Raw genomic sequence first — 24,570 nt, 5'->3', positions numbered from 1 at the left:
AGGCGGGCGATCATGAGCGAGGACGCGGCATGAGCATTCTGGTGGTGGGTCTCAGTCACCGCAGCGCGCCCGTGGCGGTGCTGGAGCGGGCCGCGGTGGCCGGGGACGACCTGGTCAAGCTGCTGCACGCGGTGCACGACTCGGCGAACGTCGTCGAGGCCGCGATCGTCTCGACGTGCAACCGGGTCGAGATCTACGCCGTGGTCGACAAGTTCCACGGCGGCGTCTCCGCGATCTCCGAGCTGCTGGCGCTGCACTCCGGCGTCCCGATGGACGACCTGTCCCGGCACCTGTACGTCCACTACGAGGAGCGGGCCGTCCAGCACGTGTTCGCGGTGGCGTGCGGGCTGGAGTCGATGGTCGTCGGCGAGGGCCAGATCCTCGGCCAGATCCGGCAGGCGTTCAAGCTCGCGCAGGACGAGGGGACGCTCGGCCGCGACCTGCACGACGTCCTGCAGCAGTCGCTGCGGGTGGGCAAGCGCGCCCACCACGAGACCGGCATCGACAAGGCCGGCGCGTCGCTGGTCAGCGTGGGCCTGGACGTCGCCGCCCGGCACCTCGGCCCGCTGGACGGGACGCGCGCGCTGGTGGTCGGCGCCGGCTCGATGAGCTCGCTGGCGGCCGCCACGCTGAGCCGCGCCGGTGCGGGCGAGGTGGTGATCGCCAACCGCACGTACGCGAACGCCGCCCGCCTCGCCGAGTCGCTGGACGTCCCGTCCCGCGCGATCGACCTGGCCGACCTGGACGACGCGCTCGCCGGCGCCGACCTCGTGGTGTCCTGCACCGGCGCGACCGGCCTGGTGCTGACGGCCGCGCAGCTGACGGCGCGCGGCGTCGGAGACGACGGGCGGCGCCGGTTCTTCCTGGACCTGGCGCTGCCGCACGACATCGAGCGGTCCGTCGGCGACCTGCCCGGCGTCGAGCTGGCCGGCCTGGACGACCTGCGCACCGCGCAGGAGGCCGCGAAGGCGATCGGCCCGGCGGCCGTCGAGGCCGTCCGGCGGATCGTGTGCGAGGAGGTCGAGGCGTTCCTCAGCGCCGCCCGCGCCGCCGCCGTGGCGCCGACCGTGGTCGCGCTGCGCAGCAAGGCCGCGGACGTGGTGAACGCGGAGCTGGCCCGGCTGACCGGCCGGCTGCCGGAGCTGGACGAGCGGGACCGCAAGGAGATCGAGCAGACCGTGCGGCGCGTGGTGGACAAGCTGCTCCACGCGCCGACCGTCCGGGTCAAGGAGCTGGCGGCGGCGCCGGGCGGCGACTCCTACGCCGACGCGCTGCGCGAGCTGTTCGACCTGGACCCCAAGGCCCCCCAGGCGGTGGCCCGCGCCGACATGCGCGAGGACGAGCCCGCCGCCGAGATCGCGCCGGAGTGCGCGGAGGCGGACTGCGTCAGCCCCGCGCCGATGCCCGCGGGCAACTCGGCGAGCAACGTGGTGAGCACCGTGCCGGGCGCCGTGCCGCCGGACGGTGTGAACGTGGAGACGGTGAACGCCCAGGCCGCGAGCGTCCGGGCGGTCAGCGCCCGGGACGCGGCTCCGGGGCGCGAAGGAGACGAGACGTGACTACTGGCAAGGGCCGCGCGCTGCGGCTCGGCACCCGCAAGAGCCTGATGGCGACGACGCAGTCGCAGGGCGTCGCGGACGCGTTGACCCGGCTGACCGGGCATGCCGTGGAGCTGGTCGGGGTAACGACGCAAGGTGATGTCTCCAAGGCCCTGCTCGCCCAGATCGGCGGCACGGGCGTGTTCGTCAACGCCCTCCGCGACAAGATCCTGTCCGGTGAGGTGGACTTCGCCGTGCACTCGCTGAAGGACCTGCCGACGTCGCAGACGCCGGGCATCGCGCTGGCCGCGACGCCGCGCCGCGACGACCCCCGCGACGCGCTGTGCGGGCCGTCCAAGCTGGCCGACCTGCCGCGCGGCGCCCGCGTCGGCACCGGCTCGCCGCGCCGCGTCGCGCAGCTGCGCGCGCTCCGCCCGGACCTGGAGATCGTCCCGATCCGCGGCAACGCCGACACCCGGCTCCGCAAGATCGCCGACGGTGAGCTGGACGCCGTGGTGCTGGCGCACGCGGGCCTGAAGCGCATCGGGCGGCTGGCGGAGGTCGGCGAGGTCTTCGACCCCGACCAGATGCTGCCCGCGCCCGGCCAGGGCTCGCTCGCCCTCGAATGCCGCGCCGACCGGGCCGACCTGCTGGAGCTGCTTGGAACGGTCGACGACGCCCCGACCAGGCGCGCCGTCACCGCCGAGCGGACGATCCTCGCGGTGCTGGAGGCGGGCTGCTCCGCGCCCGTGGGAACATACGCTGCCGAAGTAGATGAAGAGCTGCATCTGACCGCGACCGTCGCCGCCTACGACGGGAGCCGGCAGATCAGGCTGTCCGCAAGCGGCCACCCGGATGCCGCCGAGCAGATCGGCCGCGACCTCGCGGCCCGGCTGCTCGCGCAGGGGGCCGACCAGTTGATGGGGGAGCGCGATTGAGCCCCGCCGCGAAGAGCACCGCCGCCGAGAGCAGGGCGGGCGAGAGCAAGACCGGCAAGACCGCGAGGGGCGCGGCGCCGGCCGCGTCCCCGGCGGTGCGCCGGACGACGGAGCCGGGGACGGTCGCGATCGTCGGCATGGGCCCCGGTGACCCGGGGCTGCTGACGCTGCGCGCCGCCGCCGAGCTGGAGCGCGCCGACACCGTCATCGTCAGCCGCGCGCACTGTCCCGCCGACGTCCTCGCGCACTGCCGCGCGGACGCCGAGATCGTCGATACCGCCGAGGGCGACCCGGTGAAGATGGCCGTCCGCGCCGCCCAGGCCGGCCGGCGCGTGGTCCGGATGTTCGCCGGCGACCCCGGCGTCGCCTGCGGACTGGCCGTCGAGGGCGCCGCGCTGCACAAGGCGGGCGTGCCGTTCGAGGTCGTGCCGGGCGTGTCGGCGGTGACGGGCGTGCCGGGCTATGCGGGCATCCCGCTGACCGACCCCGAGCACCGCGAGTTCCGGTTCGTGGACGCCTCGTCCGGCGGCGTCGACTGGGAGGCGTTCGCGAGCGACTCCGCGACGCTCGTCATCATCGGCGCGGAGGGCGCGGTCGCCGAGGTGTCCAAGGGCCTGGTCGCGGCTGGTCGCCCGGACTCCACCCCGGCCGCGATGACGAGCCTCGGCACCACCACCGAGCAGGAGACGGTCGTCTCGACGCTGAGCAAGCTCGCGTCCGACACCAAGGGCATGGAGTCGCCCGCCATGATCATCGTGGGGGACGTCGTGGCCTGGCGCGACCGGCTGTCGTGGTTCGAGACCAAGCCGCTGTTCGGCTGGCGGGTGCTGGTGCCGCGCACCAAGGAGCAGGCCGCGTCGCTGTCGGACCAGCTGCGCGGGTACGGGGCCGTCCCCGACGAGGTCCCGACGATCTCCGTCGAGCCGCCGCGCACCCCCCAGCAGATGGACCGGGCCGTCAAGGGCCTCGTCACCGGCCGCTACGAGTGGGTGGTGTTCACCTCCACCAACGCGGTCAAGGCGATCCGGGAGAAGTTCGTCGACTACGGCCTCGACGCCCGCGCGTTCGCCGGGCTGAAGGTCGCCGCGGTCGGCGAGCAGACCGCCGCCGCGCTGGTCGAGTTCGGCATCCAGCCCGACCTCGTCCCGGCCGGGGAGCAGTCCGGCGAGGGCCTGGCCCGCGAGTGGCCGCCCTACGACGAGGACCTCGACCCGATCAACCGGGTGCTGCTGCCGCGCGCCGACATCGCCACCGACGTGCTGATCGCCCGGCTGACCGAGCTCGGCTGGGAGTGCGAGGACGTGACCGCCTACCGGACGGTCCGCGCCGCGCCGCCGCCCGCCCCGATCCGCGAGGCGATCAAGGGCGGCGGGTTCGACGCGGTGCTGTTCACCTCGTCGTCCACGGTGAAGAACCTGATCGGCATCGCCGGCAAGCCGCACAACGTGACGGTGATCGCGGTGATCGGCCCGCAGACCGCCAAGACCGCGGAGGAGTACGGGCTGCGCGTCGACGTCATGGCGGACAAGCCGTCCGTATCGGCCCTCGCCGAGGCGCTCGCGGAGTACGGTGCGAACCGGCGGGCGGCCCAGATCGAGGCGGGGGACCCGCTCCGCAAGCCCAGCCAGATGCGCCGGGGGGCCCGGCGCCGGAAGTAGACCACCCAGAGGAACCCATGTCCGCACAGTTTCCCGTCGCCCGGCCGCGGCGGCTGCGCCGCACGCCCGCGCTGCGCCGGCTGGTCGCCGAGACGCGGCTCGCGCCGGCCGATCTCATCCTGCCGATGTTCGTCAAGGAGGGGATCACCGAGCCGCAGCCGGTCGCGTCCATGCCGGGCGTGTTCCAGCACACCCGCGACAGCCTGCGCAAGGCCGCGCACGAGGCGGCCGAGGCCGGCGTCGGCGGACTCATCCTGTTCGGGATCCCGGCGGTGAAGGACGGCACCGGCTCCGCCGCCGACGACCCCGACGGGATCGTCCAGCTCGCGCTGCGCGACCTCGCGTCCGACCTCGGCGACGCCACCGTCGTCATGACGGACCTGTGCCTGGACGAGTACACCGACCACGGGCACTGCGGCATCCTCACCGACGCGGGCGAGATCGACAACGACGCCACGCTGGAGCGGTACGCCTCCATCGCGGTCGCGCAGGCCGAGGCGGGCGCGGCGGTGGTCGGCCCGTCCGGCATGATGGACGGCCAGGTCGGCGTGATCCGGCAGGCGCTGGACGCCTCCGGCCACCCCGACGTCGCGATCCTGGGGTACTCGGTGAAGTACGCGTCCGCGTACTACGGTCCGTTCCGCGACGCCGCCGAGTGCGCGCCGCAGTTCGGCGACCGCTCCACCCACCAGCAGGACCCGGCCAACGCCGACGAGTCGATCCGCGAGGTCCTCCTCGACCTCGACGAGGGCGCCGACATGGTGATGGTGAAGCCCGCCGGCGCCTACCTCGACATCGTCCGCCGCGTCCGCGACACGGTGGACGTGCCCGTCGCCGCCTACCAGGTGAGCGGCGAGTACGCGATGATCGAGGCCGCCGCCGAGAAGGGCTGGATCGACCGCGACCGCACCATCATGGAGTCCCTGGTCTCGATCCGCCGCGCCGGTGCCGACATGATCCTCACCTACTGGGCCACGGAGGCTGCACGAAGGTTGCGTTAGCCCCGGGGCCCTAGTTACTTAGGGTTGTTTTCTGGGGGTTGCCGTGTCTGGGCGTGACGCGGGCGGGCATCATCGGTAACCAAGGAACCCACGCGCGACCTTGGGCTATTGGGGGGCGAGATGCTGGCGGTCACTGGGCACAGGCGGCAGAAGGCGGCACGGAACAACGGGATGGCCGCGGTCGCGCGGGAGTACGCGGAGCTCGGGTGGCCGTGCTATCCGGGCGCCCACGTCGGCGCCGACCGGGCGTGCTCCTGCGACCGGATCGGGTGTCCCGACCCGGGCGCGCATCCGGTATCGGCGGCCTGGGCGCACCAGGCCAGCGTCGACCCCGACGTGATCGGGCGCTGGTGGGAGAAACGCCCGGAGGCCAACATCATCCTGCCGACGGGCCGGGTCTTCGACGTGTTCGACGTCCCGGCCGCCGCCGGCGCGATCGCCCTCGACCGGATCGAGCGGGACGAGCGTCCCGTCGGTCCGGTCGCGTCGTTCGGGGACGAGCGGTACCTGTTCTTCGTCGCGACCCGCGGCGCGCCCGTCGACGAGGACGAGTGGTGGTCGTGCCACCTCGACACCCTGCCCGAGGACGTCGCCGAGACGCCGGGCATGCGGTGGCACTGCCGCGACAGCTACGTGGTCGCGCCGCCGTCGGTGCTGCCGTACGGGCGCGAGGTGGCCTGGGTGCGGCCGCCGGAGCGCGACTCGCTGCCCGACCCGCTGCGCCTCCTGGAAGTCCTCGCGGACGCCTGCGAGGGCGCCTGAGTCAGCGCGGGGCGCTGATGGCGGGCTCGGCGCCCCACTTGGTGTAGGAGCCGTGCTGCACCTGGTTGCGGCCCTTCTCGGCACCGGCGCGCACCCAGAACTTGACCGGGCGCTGGCGGGCGTCCAGCTTGATGGCGAAGGTGATCTGCTCGGCACCGGTGGCCTGCGCCATCCGCGCGTACATGGGGCCGACTCCGGGGGCCTGCGCCAGCTTCGCGGCGGGCGCCGCGCCCTCGTAGATCGTTCCCGACTTGGTGAGCTTGGTCGCCGTCCGCAGCAGGGTGGTGAGGTTGGCGACGGAGCTGCCCTGGCGGACCTGGTCGGCCACCGCCGGGTAGCCGCGCCCGCCGAACGCCGACGGCCGCCACTTCTTGCCGGCCCGCACGTACAGCCGGTCCTGGACGATCACGGCGCGCACCGGCTTGCGGGCAGCGCCCGACCCGCTGATCGTCATCGAGTAGGCCGCCGGGCCGAGCGTGCCCTTGCCGGTGAGGGGGAAGGCGCAGCAGCCGGTCTGCCAGTAGCTGAACGTGGCGCCCGGCGTCTGCGCGACGGCCCGGTCGATCCGCTCGATGAGCGGCGCCGGGTTCACGCCGCCGGCCGGCAGCGTCGGCTGGGGGCTGCTGGTCTGCGCGGGCGTCGGCACCGGTTCGGGCGGTGGCGGCGCGGTGTCGTCCTTCTTCAGGAGCGTCGCCGCGCCCGCGCCGCCTCCGGCGAGGACGACCAGGGCGACGGCCGCGGCCACCCACGGCGCGCGGGAGCGGCGGCCGGGCTGCTTGCCGGCGACGACCGGGTTGCGGCCGCTGCTGCGGGACGGCTTGGGCTTCGGCGGCTCCGGCTGCAGCGCGGCCTGCGCGGCGAGCTCGGTGAGCCGCCCGCGGCCCTGCGCCTCCCACGACGGTCCGTAGGCGGAGACGGCCGCGTCCTCCAGCGCGCCGAGGAAGTCGGCGGCGGACTTCGGGCGGTGCTGCGGCTCCTTCGCGAGGCCCTGGTGGATGAGCGTGCGCAGCGGCCCCGGCACCTCTTCGGCCGGGACGGCCGCCTCGCGGTGCAGCCGCGCCATGTTGCGTCCCGCGTACGGGGGGCGGCCGGTGAGGCACTCGAAGAAGACCGCGGTGGCCGCGTACAGGTCGGTGGCGACGGTCGCGGGCTCGCCGTCCCACAGCTCGGGCGCCGCGTACTGCGCGCCGGACCGCACCTCGGTGCCGGCGGGCGCCGTCGCGAAGTCGGTGACCCGGGCGTTGCCGTCGGCGTCGACCAGGATGTTCGCCGGGCGCAGCGCGCCGTGCACGACGCCGTGCTCGTGCGCGGCGGCCAGGCCGAGCAGGACGCCGCCGAGCAGCGACAGGGCCGCCAGCGGCCCGCTCGGGCCCTGCGCGGCCAGCACCCGGCGCAGGCTGACGCCCTCGACCCACTGCATCACGATCGCGGCGCCGTCCGCGGACTCCACGAAGTCGTAGAAGTCGACCACGTTGGGGTCCTCGAGCTGGGACAGCGGGCGCGCCGCCGCGCGGAACCGCGCCAGAAACGCCTCGTCGGCCGCGAGCGCGCCGTCGAGGTATTTGATCGCGACCTTCGTGCCGGTCGGGTCGTCGACCGCCAGCACCACCCGGCCCGAGGCGCCCCCGCCGAGCTCCCGCTCGTGGGTGAAGCCCGGGACCGTCCAGCCGTCAACCACGTTGAAAGCCCATCCCTCCGATGTCGTACTTGGTGGAATATCGGCCCGTACGGCGCGAGGTCAAGGCAAGTCGCCGAACTGCAACTGAGAGACTGCAACCGTGACTGATTTCGATCGCTCTCGGCAGTTGTTCGACCGTGCCGCCGGGGTCGTGCCCGGCGGCGTCAACTCCCCGGTGCGGGCCTTCGGCGCCGTCGGCGGGACGCCCCGCTTCATGGCGTCCGGGCAGGGCCCGTACCTGACGGACGCCGACGGGAACACCTACGTCGACCTGGTGTGCTCCTGGGGCCCGATGATCCTCGGGCACGCGCACCCGGCCGTGGTCGAGGCGGTGCGGGACGCGGCGGGCCGCGGCACGTCCTACGGCGCGCCGACCCAGGGCGAGGTGGAGCTCGCCGAGGAGATCGTGGCGCGCACCCCGGTGCAGAAGGTCCGGCTGGTCAACTCCGGGACCGAGGCGACGATGTCGGCGATCCGGCTCGCGCGCGGCTTCACCGGACGCACCAAGATCGTGAAGTTCGCGGGCTGCTACCACGGGCACGTGGACTCGCTGCTCGCCGCGGCCGGGTCGGGCGTCGCCACGTTCGGGCTGCCCGACACGCCCGGCGTCACCGGCGCGACGACCGCCGACACGCTGATCCTCCCCTACAACGACGTCACCGCCGCGGAGACGGCGTTCGACGAGCACGGCACCGACATCGCGTGCGTCATCACCGAGGCCGTCCCGTGCAACATGGGCGTCGTGCCGCCGCTGGACGGGTTCAACGCGCTGCTCAAGCGGCTGTGCGAGCGGTACGGGGCGCTGCTGGTGATCGACGAGGTGCTCACCGGGTTCCGCGCGTCCGCCTCCGGCTGGTACGGGATCGAGGGCGTCGCCGGCGACCTGATGACCTTCGGGAAGGTGATGGGCGGCGGGCTGCCCGCCGCCGCGTTCGGCGGCCGCGCCGACATCATGGACCACCTCGCCCCGGCCGGGCCCGTCTACCAGGCGGGCACCCTGTCGGGGAACCCGCTCGCGACCGCCGCCGGGCTCGCCACGCTGCGCCACGCCACCGCCGACGTGTACGCGGCCATCGACCGGTCGGCGGAGATCGTCGGGAAGGCGGCGTCGGAGGCGCTGGAGCGGGAGGGCGTCCCGCACGTCCGGCAGAACGCCGGCAGCCTGTTCTCGGTCTTCTTCAGCGACGCGCCGGTGGGCGACTTCACCGCCGCGCAGCGGCAGGACTCCAAGGCGTACGCCGCGTTCTTCCACGCCGCCCTGGAGCGCGGCGTGTACCTGCCGCCGTCGGCGTACGAGGTGTGGTTCCTGTCGGCCGCGCACGACGAGGAGGCGCTGGGACGCATCCTGGACGCCCTCCCGCACGCCGCCCGAGCCGCCGCCCAGGCGTCGTCTTAGCGTGCCCTAGAGGGCTTGTAGGGCTTGGAAGGCCGCCATTGCGGCGGCGACCGATTCGGGGCGCGGTGCGCGAAGGGGAGCGCGCACCGCCGGGTCGTCGATCAGCCCGACCTCGGCCAGGCACGCCTTGAGGACGGCGGGCGCCGGCTCGCTGAACAGCGCGTCCGCCATGGGGAGCAGCGCGTTGTGGAGCTTGAGGGCGTCCGTCCCGTCCCCGTGGGCCATCGCCGCGTAGGCGGACGGTGCGAGGCACGCGCACGCGGCGATGCCCCCGGACGCGCCGAGCCGCAGCATCGGGTAGATGTACGCGTCGTCGCCGCAGAGGACCGCCTTGCCCGGGTTGGACGCCAGCATGGCCAGCGTGTCGTGGTCGATGCCGCCCGCGCAGTGCTTCATCCCGGCGACGCGGTCGAGCGCGAGGATCCGCAGGAGGGTCTCGGCGGGCAGGGCCTTACCCGTCCGGTACGGGATGTTGTACGGCACGAGGGGGACGTCCACGGCCGCGCCGATCGCGGCGAAGTGCTCGACGACGGCCTCGTCCGACGGGCGCAGGTAGTACGGGACGACGACCAGCAGCGCGTCGGCGAACGCGGCGCGCTCGCGGGCCTGCCGGACCGAGTCGGCCGTCCCCATCGTCCCGGCGCCGACGATCAGCGGCACGCCCGACTGCCGGGCGACGCCCCGGCACACGTCCAGGACGGTCCGCTGCTCCTCGGCCGTGAGCATCGCGGCCTCACCGGTGGTGCCCAGCGCGACCAGGCCGTCCACGCCGTTCGCCAGGCAGTGGACGGCGAGGCGTTCGAGCGACGCGGCGTCCACCTCGCCGGAGCGGGTGAAGGGCGTGACGAGCGAAGCGTGCATTCCGTGCATGTCAGCTCACCTCATGGGTCCGTGGCCTGAGCCTGCGGAGGGCCGCGCGGGGCCACCGCAGCCGGACGGTCCCGGCCGCGACCCCCGCGATGATCAGCGCGGCGCCGGCGAGCTGCACCGCCGTCATCCGCTCGTCCAGCAGGAACGCCGCCGACACCAGCCCGAACGGCGGGACGAGCAGCGAGTACATGGCGACCGTCCCCGCCTCGTACCGGCGCATCAGCCAGCCCCACGCGCCGAATCCGAACAGCGTGGCGACGTAGGCGATGAACGCGAGCGAGGCGACCCCGGCGACCGACAGGTGCCCGGCGGAGTCCGGCAGCGCCCCCGGCCCCTCGAAGATCAGCGACAGCGCGAGCAGCGGCAGGGGCGGCACGAGCGACATCCACACCATGAATCCGAACGCGTCCACCGGCTCCTTCGTGACCTGGTTCATCCGCCGCATCCCGACGTTCGCCAGGCCCCAGCCGGCCGCGCCGCCGAGGCAGACCAGGAACGCCCCCACCGGGGAGCCGCCCTCCGCCTGCGCCGCGCCGAGCAGCGCGACGCCGCCGAACGCCACGACCATGCCCGCGACCTGGCGGGCGCCGACCCGCTCGCCCAGCAGCACGCCCGCGAACAGCGCCGTGAAGATCGCCTGCACCTGGAGGACGACCGACGCGAGCCCCGCCGGCATGCCCATGTTCATGCCGAGGAACAGCAGCCCGAACTGGCCGACGCCGAGCGGCACGCCGATCAGCACGAACCAGCGCGCGGCCACCGGCGGCCGGCGGACGAAGAACACCGCGGGCAGCGCGGCGGCGGTGAACCGCAGGGCGGCCAGCAGCAGCGGCGGGAAGTCGTCCAGCGCTACCTTGATCGGAACGAAGTTGAACCCCCACAGCGCCGCGATCACGGTGGCCAGCAGGACGTGGCGCGATCTCATCCCCCGATCGTGCCTCCGGCATTTTCTTTAGGACAAGCGAGAAATGCTTGACATCTCGTTTTAGTATTGCTTCATGCTTGATCTGGAACGGCTGCGCGCCCTCCATTCGGTCGCGACCTACGGCTCGGTCAGCGCCGCCGCCGACGTGCTGCACGTCACCACCTCGGCGGTGTCCCAGCAGCTCGCGAAGCTGGAGCGGGAGACCGGGCAGAAGCTCCTGGAGCGCAACGGCCGCGGCGTCCGGCTGACCGACGCCGCCGAGCTGCTCGTCGCGCACGCCGAGCGGATCCTGTCCCTCGTCGAGCAGGCGCAGGCCGACCTGGAGGCGCACCGCGGCTCCGTCGTCGGCCAGCTCACCCTCGCCGCGTTCCCCACCGCCGTGCGCGGGCTCGTGCCGAGCGCGCTGCGCGCCCTCCGCGCCGACCACCCCGACCTGCGCGTCCTGCTCCGCGAGGAGGACCCGATGCGCAGCATGCCGCTGGTCTCCCGGGGCGACCTCGACATGGCCGTCGTCCAGGACTGGAACAACGAGCCGCTGCCGCTGCCCGAGGGCCTGCGCAAGGGCGTCATCTGCGACGACGTCGCGGACGTGGCGCTGCCCGGCGACCACCCCCTCGCCGGGCGCGACACGATCGACCTCGGCGAGCTGGCCGGCGACCCCTGGATCAGCTCCGTGCCGGACAGCATCTGCTGCGACTGGCTGCTGCGCACGCTCCGCGCCGCCGGCAACGAGCCCCGCATCGACCACATGGCCTACGAGTTCGCGACGCAGCTGTCCCTGGTCGCCGCCGGGCTCGGCTGCGTGATCCTGCCGCGCCTCGGCCGCTGCGACGTCCCGCCGGGCGTCGCGATCGTGCCGCTGGCGGCCCCGCTGTCGCGCCGCGTGTACGCGGTGTGGCGGGAGGAGGCGGCCCGCCGCCCGGCGATCCGCGCCGCCGTCACCGCCCTGCGCGCGGCCGTCCCGGCCGACGTGCCCTCTGCTGCTCCCTTGGACGCCCCCAACGGCGTTCCCGCCCCGTTCTGACCTGCTCCAGCCCCGGCCCCGGGTCGCCGCGCGCGAACGTTGTTCGGTAGGTTCTCGCGATCATGGAAGGCGAGTGGCGGGGCGGCGAGTGGCGGGTCGGCGGGTACACCGAGGTGCGCGAGCTGGGCGCGGGCGCCCAGGGGCGGGTCGTGCTCGCCCGGCACGACGCGTCCGGCACCCCGGTGGCGATCAAGTATCTGGCGGCGCGGGCGGACGAGGCGGACCGCGAGCGGCTCCGCCATGAGGCGCTCATGCTCGGCCGCGCGAACAGCCCGCACGTGGCGCGGCTCTTCCGGCTCGTCGAGGGGCCGGACACCGCCGCGATCGTGATGGAGGCCGTGGACGGCGTCTCCCTCAAGGAGGTGCTGGCCCGGCACGGCGCGCTCGGCCCGGAGGCGGCGCTGGCCGTCCTCAAGGGCTCGCTGCTGGGGCTGGCCGCCGCGCACGCGGTCGGCGTCGTCCACCGCGACTACAAGCCCGCGAACGTCGTCGTCCCGGCGGACGGGCGGAGCCGCCTCGTCGACTTCGGCATCGCCACGCCGGCCGGGGAGGAGGCGGGCGGCGCCGGGACCCCGTACTACATGGCGCCGGAGCAGTGGAGCAGGCACGTCGCCACGCCCAGGACCGACGTGTACGCCGCGACCTGCGTCTTCGTGGAGTGCGTGACCGGGCGGCGGCCCTACACCGGTGCCCGCGCCGAACTGATGAGCGCCCACCTCACCGGCGAGATCCCCGTCGACGCGGTGCCCGAGGCGCTGCGGCCGCTCGTCGCGCAGGGCATGGCCAAGGCGCCGGAGGAGCGTCCAGCTGGCGCCGCCGCGTTCGTGGACGACCTGGAGCGCACCGCCCAGGCCGCCTACGGCCGGGACTGGGAGGCCCGGGGCGTGCACGCCCTGTCCGCGGGCGCCGTCGCGCTCGCCGCGCTGTTCCCGCTCGCCGCCTGGCTGATGCCGGGCGCCGCGGGCGCGGCATCAGCCGCCAGCGCCGCCGGAGCCGCCGCGGGGACGGGCGCCGCCGCCGGCGCCTCCGGGGTGTCCGGGGCCGGGACCGCCTCGGTCGCCGGGAAGGTCGCCGCGGGCTCGGCCGTCAAGGCGTTCCTCGGCGGCGGCGCGGGCCTCACCGCCGCCGCGGTCGGCACGGTCGCGGTCGTCGGGGCGGGCGCCATCGCCGTCCAGCAGGTGACGAAGCAGGACCCCGCGCCGCGCCCCACGGCGACCGCCCGGGTGGCGGCCACCGTCGCGGACGTCAAGCCGTGCGTCACGCGGGCGCCGGGCGCGGTGATCACGCCGTCCGACGGGCCCGCGAAGGTGACGCTGCCCGTGCAGGTCAAGATGCCGAAGAACGCCGCCGTGTACCGCTCCGGGCAGGGGCTGATGATCGGCCCGGCGGGCGCGCGGTGCGAGGCGTCGGTCGGCGCGAACGCGGGCGCCAGCTCCGTCGGCGACTTCGGGACGGCGCTCGTCGAGCAGAACTGGCAGGGCTCGCTCGGCGGCATCCGGATCCAGATGTGCACGTACTTCCCGGACTCCGCCCAGGCGCGGCGCGAACGCGAGCAGGGCAACGAGTGCTCGTCCATCCTGTCGACGCGGCAGCCCCTGGCGACCGGCGTCCCCGGCTACCAGGCGGTGCTCACCCGCGGCCCCGGCACCGATGACCTTCCGCCGTCGCCCGCCGTGAAGGCCGAGCTGGCCGTCCTGTCACCGCGCGGCGTCGCCTGGCCGATCACCTGCACGGCCCCGGCCGCCCAGTCCGCCATCTGCGACGCCGCGCTCTTCTACTGGTTCACCCAGCGGCTGGAGGTCGCCAAGGTCCCGAAGGCCGACCTCGACCGCGCCGCCAAGGCCATCTCCGAGTTCGTCGCCTCCACCCGCATCTGACCCGCCCGGCCGCCCCGCCCGACCGTCCGCCCGGTCGCCCGCCTCCAGGCCCGGGACCGGGGACGGGGCGGGTGGTGAGCGCGGGTAATCTGACCGCGATGACTGACACGACGATCGTTCACCTGCTTCGGCACGGTGAGGTGCACAACCCCGAGGGCATCCTGTACGGGCGGCTGCCCGGGTACCGGTTGAGCGAGGACGGCGCCCTCATGGCGAAGGCCGCCGCCAAATGGTTCACCGACCGGGACGTGACCGCGCTGTTCTCCTCGCCGATGCAGCGGGCGCTGGAGACCGCCGCGCCCCTCGCGGACGCGATGGACCTGCCCGTCACCGTGGACGACCGTCTGATCGAGGCCGACAACCACTTCGAGGGGCTGACGTTCGGGGCCGGGGCCGGCTCGCTGCGCCGTCCCGAGCACTGGCGCCACCTGGTCAACCCGGTCAAGCCGTCCTGGGGCGAGCCGTACAAGCAGCTCGCCGCCCGGATGCGCGCCGCCGTGATCAGGGCGCGGGAGGCGGCGCGCGGGCACGAGGCCGTGTGCGTCAGCCACCAGTTGCCGATCTGGATCCTGCGGCTGCACGCCGAGCACCGCCGGCTGTGGCACCACCCGGGTCGCCGCGAGTGCGGCCTGGCCAGCCTGACGAGCCTGACGTTCCAGGGCAGCCGGCTGGTGGAGGTCGCCTACTGCGAGCCCGCCGCCGGCATCGCGAAGGGCCCCAGTGTCGCGGGTGCCTGACCGCACCGCTAGTGTTATGTACTACGTCTTGTAGTAGTAGGAGGGTCCGTTGAGCCCCCGAGTCTCCCCGCTGCGCGCCGCCGCCGCTGCCGTCGCGCTCGCCGGCCTGCTGGCCGGCTGTGCCGGGACCAGCGCCTCCGGGAGCGGGCCGGACGGCGGCGACAACCGCTTCATCGCCGGCGACGGCAACATCACCGAGTACAAGCCCGCCGGCCGCAAGGCCCTCCCGGACGTCGCCGGGCAGCGCCTCGACGGCAAGGCGTTCCACCTGTCGGAGTTCAAGGGCAGGGTCGTCGTCGTCAACTTCTGGGCGTCGTGGTGCGCGCCGTGCCGCGGCGAGGCGCCGTCGCTGGAGCAGGTCTACACCGAGAACAAGGCCAAGGGCGTCGAGTTCCTCGGCGTCAACTTCAAGGACTCCAAGGCCAACGCCCAGGCGTTCGAGCGCAAGTTCAAGGTGACCTACCCGAGCCTGTTCGACGCCGACGGCCAGGTCACACTGGCGTTCCGCGAGGTGCCACCGAGCGCGATCCCGAGCACCCTCGTCCTCGACCGGCAGGGCCGCGTCGCCGCCCGCATCATCGGCGCGACGACGTACTCCAAGCTGAACCCGCTGGTCGCCAAGGTCGTCCAGGAAAAGTGAGTACGGTCAGCGAGACGGTGGTCGGCGGGTCGCTGGTGGCGGCGGCGCCGCTCGCCGCGCTCGCCGGGCTCGTCTCGTTCGCCTCGCCGTGCATCCTGCCGCTGGTCCCCGGCTACCTGTCGTACGTGACCGGGATGACCGGCGCCGACCTCGCCGAGCAGCGCCGCGGGCGGCTCGTCACCGGGGCGCTGCTGTTCATCGCGGGCTTCAGCGTCGTGTTCGTCAGCTACGGCGCCGTCTTCGGCGGGCTCGGCCGGTGGCTGCTGGAGTACCAGGACACGATCACCCGCGTGCTCGGCGTCGTCACGATCGTGTTCGGGCTCGCGTTCATGGGGCTCATCCCCGGCCTTCAGCGCACCGTGAAGTCGGGTCGGCTCCCGGCGGCGGGGCTGGCCGGTGCGCCGCTGCTCGGCGTCCTGTTCGGGCTCGGCTGGACGCCCTGCATCGGGCCGACGCTCGGCGCCGTGCAGGGCCTAGCGATCACCGAGGCCAGCGCGGGACGGGGCGCGCTGCTGTCGCTGGCGTACTGTGTCGGGCTCGGCCTCCCGTTCGTGCTCACGGCGATCGCCTACCGCAGGGCGCTCGGCGCGTTCGGCGCCGTGAAGCGCCACTACCCCCTGGTCATGCGGATCGGCGGGGGGATGCTCGTCCTCATCGGGGTGCTGCTGGTGAGCGGCCTGTGGGGTGACCTGACCATCGAGCTGAAGTCGTGGATCAGCGGCTTCGAACCGGTGATTTGAGATGACTGACACCAAGCACGACCTCAAGGACGACCCCCGGGAGTCCGGCGACGCCGGGGAGTCCGGCACCGAGGCGCCCGCCGCGCGGCAGGCGCCGGCGGAGGTGCCGCGCCCGAAGGGCATCGGCCCGCTCGGCTGGCTGCGGTGGGGCTGGCGGCAGCTCACCACCATGCGCACGGCGCTGATCCTGCTGTTCCTGGTGGCGCTCGGCGCGGTGCCCGGGTCGATCCTGCCGCAGCGGGGCCAGGCGCCGGAGAAGGTCGTCGCCTACCTGGACGAGCACAAGACGCTCGGCCCGTGGCTCGACAAGTTCTCCATGTTCGACGTGTTCGCCGCGCCCTGGTTCGCGGCGATCTACATCCTGCTGTTCGTGTCGCTGGCGGGCTGCGTGCTGCCCCGCGCCGTCAAGCACTACAAGTCGATGCGGGCCCGGCCGCCCGCGGCGCCCCGCAACCTCGGGCGGCTGCCGCAGTCGGCGGAGTACGAGACGGACGCCTCCCCGGAGGAGGTGCTCGCCGAGGCGCGCACGGCGCTGCGCGGGCGCCGGTTCCGGGTGGACGAGTCGACCGGCGCCGTCGCCGCCGAGAAGGGCTACCTGGGCGAGTCCGGCAACCTGCTGTTCCACCTGGCGCTGCTCGCGCTGCTGTTCGCGCTCGGCCTCGGCAACCTGCTCGGCTACCGGGGGAACGTGCTGCTCACCGAGGGCAAGACGTTCGCGAACTCGCTCGGCCTGTACGACCAGTTCGAGCCGGGGCGCGCGTTCACCACCGGCGAGCTGGCCCCCTTCACGATGACGCTGGACGACTTCAAGGCCACCTACGAGACCGAGGGCGGCAAGCGCGGCCTCGCGACCGACTTCAACGCGAAGATCCGGTACCGGGAGAGCCCGGACGCCGCGGAGAAGCCGTACGACCTGAAGATCAACCATCCGCTGAAGGTCGGCGGCGCGAAGGTGTACCTGCTCGGCCACGGCTACGCGCCCGTGTTCACCGTTCGGGACGCGAAGGGCAATGTCGCCTTCCAGGACACGGTGCCGTTCCTGGAGATGGAGTCGCGCAACCTGACGTCCGAGGGCGTCATCAAGGCCCCCGACGCGCAGCCCGACCAGCTCGCCTTCTACGCGATCCTGTGGCCGACGGCGGTCGCCAGCGAGGACGGCAAGCAGATCGTGTCGGCGTTCCCGGCGCCGCTGCGCCCGGTCGTCACGATCACCGCGTTCAAGGGCGACATCGGCCTGGACTCCGGCACCCCCCAGTCGGTCTACAAGCTGGAGGGCATCGGCAAGACGCTGCAGCCGGTCAAGGACGGCCAGAAGCTGCTGGAGCCGGGGGAGACGTTCAAGCTCCCGAACGGGGCCGGCTCGATCACCTTCGACGGGCTCAAGGAGTGGACGAGCCTGTCGGTCAACCGCGACCCGGGCCGCATCCCGGCCCTGGTCGCGTCCATCCTCGCGGTGCTGGGCGTGGCGACCTCCTTCATGGTCCGGCGGCGCAGGGTGTGGGTCCGTGCGAGCGCCGGGAAGGGCGGGCGTACGGTGGTGGAGGTCGGCGGTCTCACGCTGGGGAACCCGACCTCGGAGTTCGACGACATCGTGACCGCGCTGCGCGGTCCGGCGGACGGGCCCGCCCCCGAGCCCGAGTCCGACCAGCACGAGCCCGAGTCAGGCGAGTCCGAGCCGGACGAGCCCGAGCCGGACGAGCCCGGCCCCGACCCCGACGCCGATCAGGAATCCGGGTCGGCGCCCGAACCGAAGGAGTGACGAGGTGAGCACTGCCGACCTCGCGAACCTGAGCGACAAGCTCATGCTGACGACCGTCGTGATGTACGTCGTCGCGATGGTCGCCTACGCCGCGGACCTGGGCTTCGGCCGTCGCCGCGTGGCGCAGGCCCCGGTGGCCGAGGCGGCGGAGGCGCCGGCGAAGGTGCTGGTCGGCGCCGCGGGCGCCGAGGCCGTCACCGGTGACGGAGCCGCCTCCACGGCCGATGCCGACGCCGCCGACGCGGGCGAGCCCGGCCGTGTCCGCGCCGACTGGGCGCGGCTCGCGATCCTGCTGAACGTCCTCGGCTGGGGCGCGCACCTCGGCGTGCTGGTGTCCCGCGGCCTGGCCGCGAACCGGTGGCCGTGGGGCAACATGTACGAGTTCCTCACCGCGATCGCGTTCGCCGCCGTCACCGCCTTCCTGGTCGTGCTGATCCGCTACCGGGCGCGCTTCCTCGGCGCGTTCGTCATGATCGCCGCGGCCGTCGCGCTCGGCGTCGCGAACATCTGGCTCTACGACTCGGTCGGCCCGGTCACCGCCGCGCTCAACTCCTACTGGATCGCCCTGCACGTGACCGCCGCGATCATCGCGACCGGCGCGTTCACCGTCGCGGGCGCCGCGACCCTGCTCTACCTGCTGAAGGACCGCGCGCAGACGCGTGGCGGCGCCGCGGCGGGCGGCGTGCTGGCGCGGCTCCCGTCGACCGACGGCCTGGACCGGCTGTCCATGCGCGTCACGACGTTCGCCTTCCCGATCTGGACCGCCGCCATCATCATGGGCGCGATCTGGGCCGACCAGGCGTGGGGCCGCTACTGGGGCTGGGACCCCAAGGAGATCTGGTCCTTCATCACCTGGATCATCTACGCCGCCTACCTGCACGCCCGCGCCACCGCCGGGTGGAAGGGCCGCAAGGCCGCGGTCCTGTCGCTGGTCGCGTTCGCCGCGCTGATGTTCAACTTCTTCGGCGTGAACTACATGTTCTCGGGCCTGCACTCCTACGCCTGAGCGGAGCGCCCGCAACCCCCGCCCGTGCCCGTTCCGCATCCCCGCGAGTGACTCGCGGGGATGACGGAATGTCGGGTTCCGGCTTACCCTGCCTCCGGGGACCCGGTCCGGCGGCGCACGTCGCCCGATACTCCGCGGGTCCCGCGGACAGAGGAGCCCGATGCGCTTCAAAGGCGTCCACCGCAAACCCCGGGAGCAGCGGGCCCGGGAGGTGCTCCGCGGCGGCCGGTTCCGCCCCGAGACCGGCCGGGACGGCGCCGGCGGGGACGAGCTGGCCTACGCCTCGTCCCCGCCCGACTCGGGGCGGACGCGGCCGCGCAGCAACCAGCCGCGGGACCGGTTCGGCCGGTTCCGCAAGGCGGGCCGCGACGACGACTTCGCGGTGGAGGGCCCGGACGCCGCCGGGCCGGACGGCGCGGACACCGCCGGCGGCCCGCGCGGGCTGACCGGCCGCCTCGCGCGGCGCGGCCACGGGCGGCCGCGCGCCGGCGACTACTCCTGGAGCGACTTCGAGCTGGACGACGACCGGCTCCGCGCCGAGCCGCACCCGCCGGGCCTGCCGCACGCCGCCGACGGCCGCCGCCACTGCGGCGTGCTGGAGGACGTCCTGCACCGGCAGTGGGACGTCCGGGACGGGCCGCCGCCCCCCGAGGTGATCGGCGCGGTGGAGAGCCTGGCGTCGCTGCCCGAGGCGCTGAAGGACAAGCTCGCGGCGGGGCTGGACGGCATCTACGTGGGGCCCGGCGGCGTCCCGCAGCTCGACGACATGGGCCACCTGCGCGACCGGCCGCTGCCGTCCGGCCGCGCCACCTGGGACATCTGCGCCGGCGCCTACGGCGACCGCAAGATCGTCGTCGGGGACCGGCCGTCCCCGACGCCCGACGTGATGCTGCACGAGGTCGGGCACGCCCTCGACGACATCGACGGCGACGACGGCGAGTGGACGTCCGACAGCCCCGCGTTCCGCACGCTGTACGAGGAGTGCCTGCCGCACCTGGCGAGCGGGTTCCACAAGCAGCCGGGCGCGCTCGGCCGCCGCGAGTTCTTCGCCGACGCGTTCGCCGCGATCTCCTCCCGGCAGCGGCCCGCGCTCGTGGATATGCTCGCCGGCAACATCAGGACGGCCCTTGAGGTCATGCTCTTCTTCAACCGCAAGTACGGGATCTAGGACACCGTGATGACGGCGACGGCGGACGGCGAGGGTGATCGACGATGTACGTGATCCGGCTCCCCGATGGCACGCTGCGGGTTCCGCACAGCGTGATCGCCGGCGCGGACGGCTCCGAGCCCGGACCCGAGGCGCGCGAGGGACGGATCATCGCCGACGCCTACGTGGAGATCGGCCCGGACGACCCCGACTACGACCGGCTGCTCACCGAGTCGCTCACCGAGGAGGAACTGCAGGAGCGGCGGCGCCGCTGGCGGGACGAGGACGCGGACCTGCTGCGCCGGTTCGAGGAGTGGAAGGGGGACGCGGAGGACTGAGCGCGTGGAACGCGGGCCCCCGGGGGGAGCGGTGCGATGCCCCGGCCGCCCGGCTGGAAGGGACCGTCGGTGGCGCGGCGGTCCGGGCGGCCAGAGCCTCGTCAGCGGGCCGAATGCTCGGCGACGGGCTCCTCGCCGCGCAGCAGCGCGTGCACCTCGGACTCGCGGAAGCGCCGGTGGCCCCCCGGAGTGCGGATGCTGCTGATACGGCCCGCGGCGGCCCACCGGGTGACCGTCTTCGGGTCGACCCGGAAGAGGGCGGCGACCTCCCCTGGGGTCAGCAGGCGCTCGCTCGTGCTCTCCACGTTTTCTCTCCCCCTTTGTCCCGCTCTCGGCGCGGGTGGACTGTTTACAGTGTGGCGGGTCAAGACCGATTTCTCCCTTGTTTTCGGAAAAGATCACCGACCGTAGTTTCCCGAGCAGGAGCGATCGCGCTCGGTATTCGGCACTGCGGCCACCGCGCTCACACTGACCCCGTTTGACCTGCCAGGTCACGGGGGAAACGGGCGGCGGCGCGCTCCCCGCGCGGCGCGCGAAGTAGTCTTCGAGACCATGTCCGATCTTGTTTCGCTGCCGGAGATCGAGCGGGCCGCCGAGCGCGTCGCGGGCGTCGCCGTCCGGACCCCGCTCGTCCCGTTCCCCCGCGACCCCGCCCCGGCGGCCGGCGAGCCGGAGCTGCTGGTGAAGGCCGAGTCGCTGCAGCCGATCGGCGCCTTCAAGGTGCGCGGCGCCTACGCCGCCATCACCTCCCTCCCCGAGGAGCAGCGCGCGGCCGGCGTCGTGACGCACTCCAGCGGCAACCACGCGCAGGCCGTCGCCTACGCCGCCCGCTCCCTCGGCATCAGGGCCGTCCTGGTCATGCCGCACACCACCCCGGCGGTGAAGGTCGAGCGGTGCATCGCGCTCGGCGCCGAGGTCGTCTACGTCGAGCCGACCGGGCAGGCCCGCGCCGAGACCGCCGGCAAGCTCGCCGCCGCGCACGGCTTCACGCTGATCCCGCCCTACGACGACGCGCGCGTCATCGCCGGGCAGGGCACGGTCGGGCTGGAGATCGTCCAGGACCGCCCGGACGTCGACGTCGTGCTCGTCCCGATCAGCGGCGGCGGCCTCATCGCGGGCGTCGCCGCCGCCGTCAAGGCGCTGCGCCCCGAGGCGAAGGTCATCGGCGTCGAGCCCGCGCTGGCCGCCGACGCCCGCGAGTCGCTGGCGGTGGGACGCCCCGTCACCTGGGACGCCGAGAGGACCGGCCGCACCCTCGCCGACGCGCTGCGCGTCCAGCGGGTCGGCGACCTGCCGTTCGCGCACCTGCGCGCCCTCGTGGACGGCGTCGTCACCGTGACCGAGGACGAGATCCGCCGCGCGATGCGCCGGCTGGCCCGCGAGGCCCGCCTGATCGCCGAGCCGGGCGGCGCCGTCGCCACCGCCGCCTACCTGGAGCGCCGCGCCGAACTCCCCGCCGGACGCACCTACGTCTCCGTCCTGTCCGGCGGCAACGTCGACCCGGCGCTCCTCCTCGACGTCCTGAGGTGACCCCGGGGACGGAGCGCGCGGAACCGGGGCTAATCTCGAAGGGTCATGCGCTCCGTCATCCTCTACACCATCGCGCGGCTCGCCATCTTCGGCGTGACCGCGGGTGTGCTGGCGCTCTTCGGCGCCCGCGGCTTCCTGCTCCTGCTGCTCGCCCTGATGATCAGCGGCATCGTCAGCTACGTCCTGCTGTCCGCGCAGCGCGACCGCATGTCCGCCGCCGTCACCCGCGGCGTCCGCACGGGCCGCAAGAAGTACGAGAAGTCCCTCACGAAGGAAGACGCCTGACCCCTCCCGCCGGGCCGTCGCGCCCGTAGGCGAACCAGGGGGACCACGGGCGCGCACGGGTCCGGGCAGTCCTAGGCTGGGGGCATGACCCGCGCCTCTCTTGACAAGCAGCCCGCCGATGTCGCGGCGATGTTCGACGGCACCGCCGAGCGGTACGACCTGCTGAACACGCTGATGACCGGCGGGCAGGACCGGCGGTGGCGGCACGAGGCCGTGCGGGCGCTGGACGCGCGGCCGGGCGAGCGGATCCTCGACCTCGCGGCGGGGACGGGCACGTCCTCGGTGCCGTTCGCCGAGGCGGGCGCCGACACGGTGGCGTGCGACTTCTCCCTCGGGATGCTGCGCGTCGGGACGCGCCGGCAGGAGGGCGTGCGGGGTCTGAGCTTCGTGGCCGGGGACGCGCTGGCGCTCCCGTTCGCGGACGGCTCGTTCGACGCCGTCACGATCTCGTTCGGGCTGCGCAACGTCGCCGACACCGTGAGGGCGCTGCGCGAGCTGCGCCGGGTCGCGCGGCCGGGCGGGCGGCTGCTGGTGTGCGAGGTGAGCCACCCCCCGAACGCGCTGCTGGCGCTCGGCCACAAGGCGCACCTGAAGTACGGGCTGCCGCTGCTGGCGCGGGTCAGCTCCAATCCCGACTCCTACCGCTACCTCGCCGAGTCGACGCTCGCCTGGCCCGACCAGGCGGGGCTGGCGCGGCTCATCCAGGACGCCGGCTGGGACGCGGTGCGGTGGCGCGACCTCACGTTCGGGGTGGCCGCGATGCACCACGCGGTCAATCCCGGCTGATCGCGGCGGCGGGCGGTTCGGACCGGTCCAAAGTCAGACCGACCCAGAAGTACCCACCAGTCGTGATAAAGGAATAGACTCCCCTGTCGGATCCTTGTGAAGTGCTTCACAAGCGAACGAGCTGAAGAGGAACGCCGTGACCGACTCCACCCGACACGCGGACGTGATCGTCGTCGGGGCAGGCCCCGCCGGATCGTCGACCGCCTACTGGTTGGCGCAGGCCGGCCTGGACGTGTACCTGCTGGAGAAGGCCACCTTCCCGCGGGACAAGATCTGCGGCGACGGCCTCACCCCCCGCGCCGTCCGCGCCCTGATCGGCATGGGCGTCGACATCAACGACCCCGGCTGGGGACGCAACCGGGGGCTGCGCATCTACGGCGGCGGCGTCAAGGTCGAACTGCCCTGGCCCGAGCTCGCGTCCTTCCCCGACTTCGGGCTCGTCCGCAAGCGCACCGACCTCGACCAGCTGCTCGCCGAGCACGCCGCGAAGGCCGGCGCGCGGCTGCTGCAGGGCTGCAACGTGACCGGCCCCATCCTGGACGAGCGCACCGACCGCATCATCGGCGTCACCGCCGTCCTCGACGGCGAGGAGCTGGAGTTCCGCGCGCCGCTCGTCGTCGCCGCCGACGGCAACTCGACCCGGCTGTCGCTCGCCATGGGGCTGCGGCGCCGCGAGGACCGCCCGATGGGCGTCGCCGTCCGCCGCTACTTCCAGACGCCGCGCCACGACGACGACTTCATGGAGGCGTGGCTCGAACTGTGGGACGGCGAGCGCCTGCTGCCCGGCTACGGCTGGGTGTTCGGCGTCGGCGACGGGACGTCCAACGTCGGTCTCGGCCTGCTCAACACCAGCAAGGCGTTCCAGAACGTCGACTACCGGGGCATGCTGAAGCGCTGGTGCGCGCAGATGCCCGAGGACTGGCAGTTCGACGAGGAGCACGCCGCCTCCAAGATCCGCGGTGCGGCGCTGCCGATGGGCTTCAACCGGCAGCCGCACTACACCCGCGGCATGCTGCTCGTCGGCGACGCCGGCGGCATGATCAACCCGTTCAACGGCGAGGGCATCGACTACGCGCTGGAGTCCGGCCGGCTGGCCGCCGACATCATGGTGCAGGCGCTCGCCCGCCGCACCCCGGCGCAGCGCGAGCGCACCCTCTACGAGTACCCGCGCATCCTGAAGGACGAGCACGGCGGCTACTTCACCCTCGCCCGCGTCTTCGTGCAGGCGATCGGCGACCCGCGCGTCATGAAGTTCCTGACCTCGCACGGCCTGCCGCACCCGACGCTGATGCGCTTCACGCTCAAGCTCCTGGCCAACCTGACCGACCCCAAGGGCGGGGACGCGATGGACCGGGTCATCAACGCGATGCAGAAGGTGGCGCCGGCGGCATGAGCGGACCCCGTACGACGCTCCTGATCGAGCTGATCGAATTGAAGCTTCCGCAGGTGAGCGGACTACAGTGCAGTACCCGAGCCCCTGAGGGGAGCGCTATTGATCACCTTGGTTAGGGTGGCGGGTCGCCGGCGGCCCGTCCCGTACAACGTCGTACGTCCCGAGGAGAGGTCGTAGAGGCATGGATCTCTATATTCCGATCATCGTGCTCGGGGTGCTCGCCTTCGCCTTCGCGGCGGGCTCGGTGCTGATGGCCTCGATGACCGGGCCGAAGCGGTGGAACCGCGCCCGGCTGGACGCCTACGAGTGCGGCATCGAGCCGACTCCGCAGCCGGTCGGCGGCGGGCGTTTTCCGATCAAGTACTACCTGACGGCGATGCTGTTCATCGTCTTCGACATTGAGATCATCTTCCTTTACCCCTGGGCGGTCGCGTTCGACCGGATGGGGCTGTTCGGCCTTGTCGAGATGGTCCTCTTCATCGTCACCGTGCTCGTGGCGTACGCCTACATCTGGCGGCGCGGCGGTCTGGAGTGGGACTGAG

The 24,570-nt window shown here is 73.5% G+C and carries 24 protein-coding genes; 20 read left to right on the top strand and 4 right to left on the bottom strand.

The genetic code is table 11. From position 1 onward, the window contains the following. The first annotated feature begins 29 nt into the window (after positions 1-29). From HUT06_RS39985 to HUT06_RS39965, 5 genes are all read left to right on the top strand, one after another. The gene (locus HUT06_RS39985) at positions 30-1,559 is read left to right on the top strand and encodes a glutamyl-tRNA reductase (RefSeq protein ID WP_176200449.1); all 1,530 of its coding nucleotides are present in this window, start codon (positions 30-32) and stop codon (positions 1,557-1,559) included. A gap of 47 nt (positions 1,560-1,606) precedes the next feature. Continuing rightward, positions 1,607-2,476 carry a hydroxymethylbilane synthase gene (gene hemC, locus HUT06_RS39980; RefSeq protein WP_254715845.1) on the top strand — a complete coding sequence of 290 codons (870 nt, stop codon included), beginning with the start codon at positions 1,607-1,609 and terminating at the stop codon, positions 2,474-2,476. Between the two features lie 95 nt (positions 2,477-2,571). Next, a complete protein-coding gene (locus tag HUT06_RS39975) occupies positions 2,572-4,134 on the top strand; it encodes a uroporphyrinogen-III synthase (RefSeq protein ID WP_302931895.1) in 1,563 nt (520 codons plus the stop codon). 17 nt (positions 4,135-4,151) lie between these two features. Continuing rightward, positions 4,152-5,135 (top strand): porphobilinogen synthase, encoded by a 984-nt coding sequence (hemB, locus tag HUT06_RS39970; RefSeq protein WP_176200447.1) that lies wholly within the window; start codon positions 4,152-4,154, stop codon positions 5,133-5,135. Between the two features lie 171 nt (positions 5,136-5,306). Further along, positions 5,307-5,897: a bifunctional DNA primase/polymerase gene (locus HUT06_RS39965; protein ID WP_254715635.1), complete on the top strand. Its 591-nt coding sequence runs from the start codon at positions 5,307-5,309 to the stop codon at positions 5,895-5,897. Between the two features lies 1 nt (position 5,898). Here the strand turns inward: HUT06_RS39965 and HUT06_RS39960 are convergent, their stop codons facing one another. Next, entirely contained in the window at positions 5,899-7,575 is a 1,677-nt protein-coding gene (locus HUT06_RS39960) for a serine/threonine-protein kinase (RefSeq protein WP_176200445.1), read from the bottom strand. A gap of 100 nt (positions 7,576-7,675) precedes the next feature. Here HUT06_RS39960 and hemL point away from each other — a divergent pair, with 100 nt between their 5' ends. Continuing rightward, positions 7,676-8,971 (top strand): glutamate-1-semialdehyde 2,1-aminomutase, encoded by a 1,296-nt coding sequence (gene hemL / locus HUT06_RS39955; protein WP_176200444.1) that lies wholly within the window; start codon positions 7,676-7,678, stop codon positions 8,969-8,971. Positions 8,972-8,977: 6 nt separating this feature from the next. On the opposite strand, the gene HUT06_RS39950 is transcribed toward hemL, so the two are convergent. Continuing rightward, entirely contained in the window at positions 8,978-9,841 is an 864-nt protein-coding gene (locus HUT06_RS39950; RefSeq protein ID WP_176200443.1) for a dihydrodipicolinate synthase family protein, read from the bottom strand. A gap of 1 nt (position 9,842) precedes the next feature. Next, positions 9,843-10,766, bottom strand: coding sequence for an EamA family transporter (locus HUT06_RS39945; RefSeq protein WP_176200442.1), 924 nt, complete (start codon positions 10,764-10,766; stop codon positions 9,843-9,845). A 73-nt stretch (positions 10,767-10,839) separates the two neighbouring features. Between HUT06_RS39945 and HUT06_RS39940 the strand changes: the two genes are divergently transcribed. From HUT06_RS39940 to HUT06_RS39900, 9 genes are all read left to right on the top strand, one after another. Continuing rightward, positions 10,840-11,790, top strand: coding sequence for a LysR family transcriptional regulator (locus HUT06_RS39940; protein WP_176200441.1), 951 nt, complete (start codon positions 10,840-10,842; stop codon positions 11,788-11,790). Between the two features lie 62 nt (positions 11,791-11,852). Then, positions 11,853-13,667: a serine/threonine-protein kinase gene (locus HUT06_RS44175; protein ID WP_217711634.1), complete on the top strand. Its 1,815-nt coding sequence runs from the start codon at positions 11,853-11,855 to the stop codon at positions 13,665-13,667. A gap of 98 nt (positions 13,668-13,765) precedes the next feature. Continuing rightward, positions 13,766-14,404, top strand: a complete 639-nt coding sequence (locus HUT06_RS39930) for a histidine phosphatase family protein (protein WP_176200440.1) — start codon at positions 13,766-13,768, stop codon at positions 14,402-14,404. Between the two features lie 49 nt (positions 14,405-14,453). Continuing rightward, positions 14,454-15,044 carry a TlpA disulfide reductase family protein gene (locus tag HUT06_RS39925; RefSeq protein ID WP_254715634.1) on the top strand — a complete coding sequence of 197 codons (591 nt, stop codon included), beginning with the start codon at positions 14,454-14,456 and terminating at the stop codon, positions 15,042-15,044. Further along, positions 15,041-15,784 carry a cytochrome c biogenesis CcdA family protein gene (locus HUT06_RS39920; RefSeq protein WP_176200439.1) on the top strand — a complete coding sequence of 248 codons (744 nt, stop codon included), beginning with the start codon at positions 15,041-15,043 and terminating at the stop codon, positions 15,782-15,784. Before HUT06_RS39925 ends, HUT06_RS39920 begins: the two co-directional genes overlap by 4 nt. A 1-nt stretch (position 15,785) precedes the next feature. Then, positions 15,786-17,543 (top strand): cytochrome c biogenesis protein ResB, encoded by a 1,758-nt coding sequence (locus tag HUT06_RS39915; protein WP_176200438.1) that lies wholly within the window; start codon positions 15,786-15,788, stop codon positions 17,541-17,543. Between the two features lie 4 nt (positions 17,544-17,547). Further along, positions 17,548-18,549 (top strand): c-type cytochrome biogenesis protein CcsB, encoded by a 1,002-nt coding sequence (gene ccsB, locus HUT06_RS39910; RefSeq protein WP_254715633.1) that lies wholly within the window; start codon positions 17,548-17,550, stop codon positions 18,547-18,549. Positions 18,550-18,709: 160 nt separating this feature from the next. After that, on the top strand, positions 18,710-19,717 hold the full coding sequence (locus HUT06_RS39905; RefSeq protein WP_176200437.1) for a hypothetical protein: 1,008 nt from the start codon (positions 18,710-18,712) through the stop codon (positions 19,715-19,717). A gap of 44 nt (positions 19,718-19,761) precedes the next feature. Next, a complete protein-coding gene (locus tag HUT06_RS39900; protein ID WP_176200436.1) occupies positions 19,762-20,034 on the top strand; it encodes a hypothetical protein in 273 nt (90 codons plus the stop codon). Positions 20,035-20,135: 101 nt separating this feature from the next. On the opposite strand, the gene HUT06_RS39895 is transcribed toward HUT06_RS39900, so the two are convergent. Beyond that, complete coding sequence (locus tag HUT06_RS39895) at positions 20,136-20,339, bottom strand: BldC family transcriptional regulator (protein ID WP_021593176.1); 204 nt, start codon at positions 20,337-20,339, stop codon at positions 20,136-20,138. A 247-nt stretch (positions 20,340-20,586) separates the two neighbouring features. On the opposite strand from HUT06_RS39895, the gene HUT06_RS39890 reads away from it, so the two are divergent. The 5 genes from HUT06_RS39890 to HUT06_RS39870 all read left to right on the top strand — a co-directional run bounded on the left by HUT06_RS39890 (position 20,587) and on the right by HUT06_RS39870 (position 24,569). Further along, on the top strand, positions 20,587-21,564 hold the full coding sequence (locus tag HUT06_RS39890; RefSeq protein WP_176200435.1) for a threonine/serine dehydratase: 978 nt from the start codon (positions 20,587-20,589) through the stop codon (positions 21,562-21,564). A 45-nt stretch (positions 21,565-21,609) separates the two neighbouring features. Then, entirely contained in the window at positions 21,610-21,849 is a 240-nt protein-coding gene (locus HUT06_RS39885) for a DUF4229 domain-containing protein (RefSeq protein WP_176200434.1), read from the top strand. Positions 21,850-21,933: 84 nt separating this feature from the next. Then, a complete protein-coding gene (locus HUT06_RS39880) occupies positions 21,934-22,635 on the top strand; it encodes a demethylmenaquinone methyltransferase (RefSeq protein ID WP_176200433.1) in 702 nt (233 codons plus the stop codon). Between the two features lie 136 nt (positions 22,636-22,771). Further along, a complete protein-coding gene (locus tag HUT06_RS39875; protein ID WP_176200432.1) occupies positions 22,772-24,028 on the top strand; it encodes a geranylgeranyl reductase family protein in 1,257 nt (418 codons plus the stop codon). A gap of 181 nt (positions 24,029-24,209) precedes the next feature. Next, complete coding sequence (locus tag HUT06_RS39870) at positions 24,210-24,569, top strand: NADH-quinone oxidoreductase subunit A (RefSeq protein WP_176200431.1); 360 nt, start codon at positions 24,210-24,212, stop codon at positions 24,567-24,569. The last annotated feature ends 1 nt before the right edge of the window (position 24,570 follow it).

It is taken from the genome of Actinomadura sp. NAK00032 (assembly GCF_013364275.1).
GTDB lineage: Bacteria > Actinomycetota > Actinomycetes > Streptosporangiales > Streptosporangiaceae > Spirillospora.
This window is presented reverse-complemented; position numbering and strand designations above follow the sequence as displayed.

What these genes read in the sequence shown, in the direction of transcription:
- HUT06_RS39985 (WP_176200449.1), top strand. Translation starts at nt 30, where the DNA reads ATGAGCATTCTGGTGGTGGGTCTCAGTCACCGCAGCGCGCCCGTGGCG.
- hemC (WP_254715845.1), top strand. Translation starts at nt 1,607, where the DNA reads ATGGCGACGACGCAGTCGCAGGGCGTCGCGGACGCGTTGACCCGGCTG.
- hemB (WP_176200447.1), top strand. Translation starts at nt 4,152, where the DNA reads ATGTCCGCACAGTTTCCCGTCGCCCGGCCGCGGCGGCTGCGCCGCACG.
- HUT06_RS39965 (WP_254715635.1), top strand. Translation starts at nt 5,307, where the DNA reads ATGGCCGCGGTCGCGCGGGAGTACGCGGAGCTCGGGTGGCCGTGCTAT.
- HUT06_RS39950 (WP_176200443.1), bottom strand. Translation starts at nt 9,841, where the DNA reads ATGCACGGAATGCACGCTTCGCTCGTCACGCCCTTCACCCGCTCCGGC.
- HUT06_RS39945 (WP_176200442.1), bottom strand. Translation starts at nt 10,766, where the DNA reads ATGAGATCGCGCCACGTCCTGCTGGCCACCGTGATCGCGGCGCTGTGG.
- HUT06_RS39940 (WP_176200441.1), top strand. Translation starts at nt 10,840, where the DNA reads ATGCTTGATCTGGAACGGCTGCGCGCCCTCCATTCGGTCGCGACCTAC.
- HUT06_RS44175 (WP_217711634.1), top strand. Translation starts at nt 11,853, where the DNA reads ATGGAAGGCGAGTGGCGGGGCGGCGAGTGGCGGGTCGGCGGGTACACC.
- HUT06_RS39930 (WP_176200440.1), top strand. Translation starts at nt 13,766, where the DNA reads ATGACTGACACGACGATCGTTCACCTGCTTCGGCACGGTGAGGTGCAC.
- HUT06_RS39915 (WP_176200438.1), top strand. Translation starts at nt 15,786, where the DNA reads ATGACTGACACCAAGCACGACCTCAAGGACGACCCCCGGGAGTCCGGC.
- HUT06_RS39905 (WP_176200437.1), top strand. Translation starts at nt 18,710, where the DNA reads ATGCGCTTCAAAGGCGTCCACCGCAAACCCCGGGAGCAGCGGGCCCGG.
- HUT06_RS39900 (WP_176200436.1), top strand. Translation starts at nt 19,762, where the DNA reads ATGTACGTGATCCGGCTCCCCGATGGCACGCTGCGGGTTCCGCACAGC.
- HUT06_RS39890 (WP_176200435.1), top strand. Translation starts at nt 20,587, where the DNA reads ATGTCCGATCTTGTTTCGCTGCCGGAGATCGAGCGGGCCGCCGAGCGC.
- HUT06_RS39885 (WP_176200434.1), top strand. Translation starts at nt 21,610, where the DNA reads ATGCGCTCCGTCATCCTCTACACCATCGCGCGGCTCGCCATCTTCGGC.
- HUT06_RS39880 (WP_176200433.1), top strand. Translation starts at nt 21,934, where the DNA reads ATGACCCGCGCCTCTCTTGACAAGCAGCCCGCCGATGTCGCGGCGATG.
- HUT06_RS39870 (WP_176200431.1), top strand. Translation starts at nt 24,210, where the DNA reads ATGGATCTCTATATTCCGATCATCGTGCTCGGGGTGCTCGCCTTCGCC.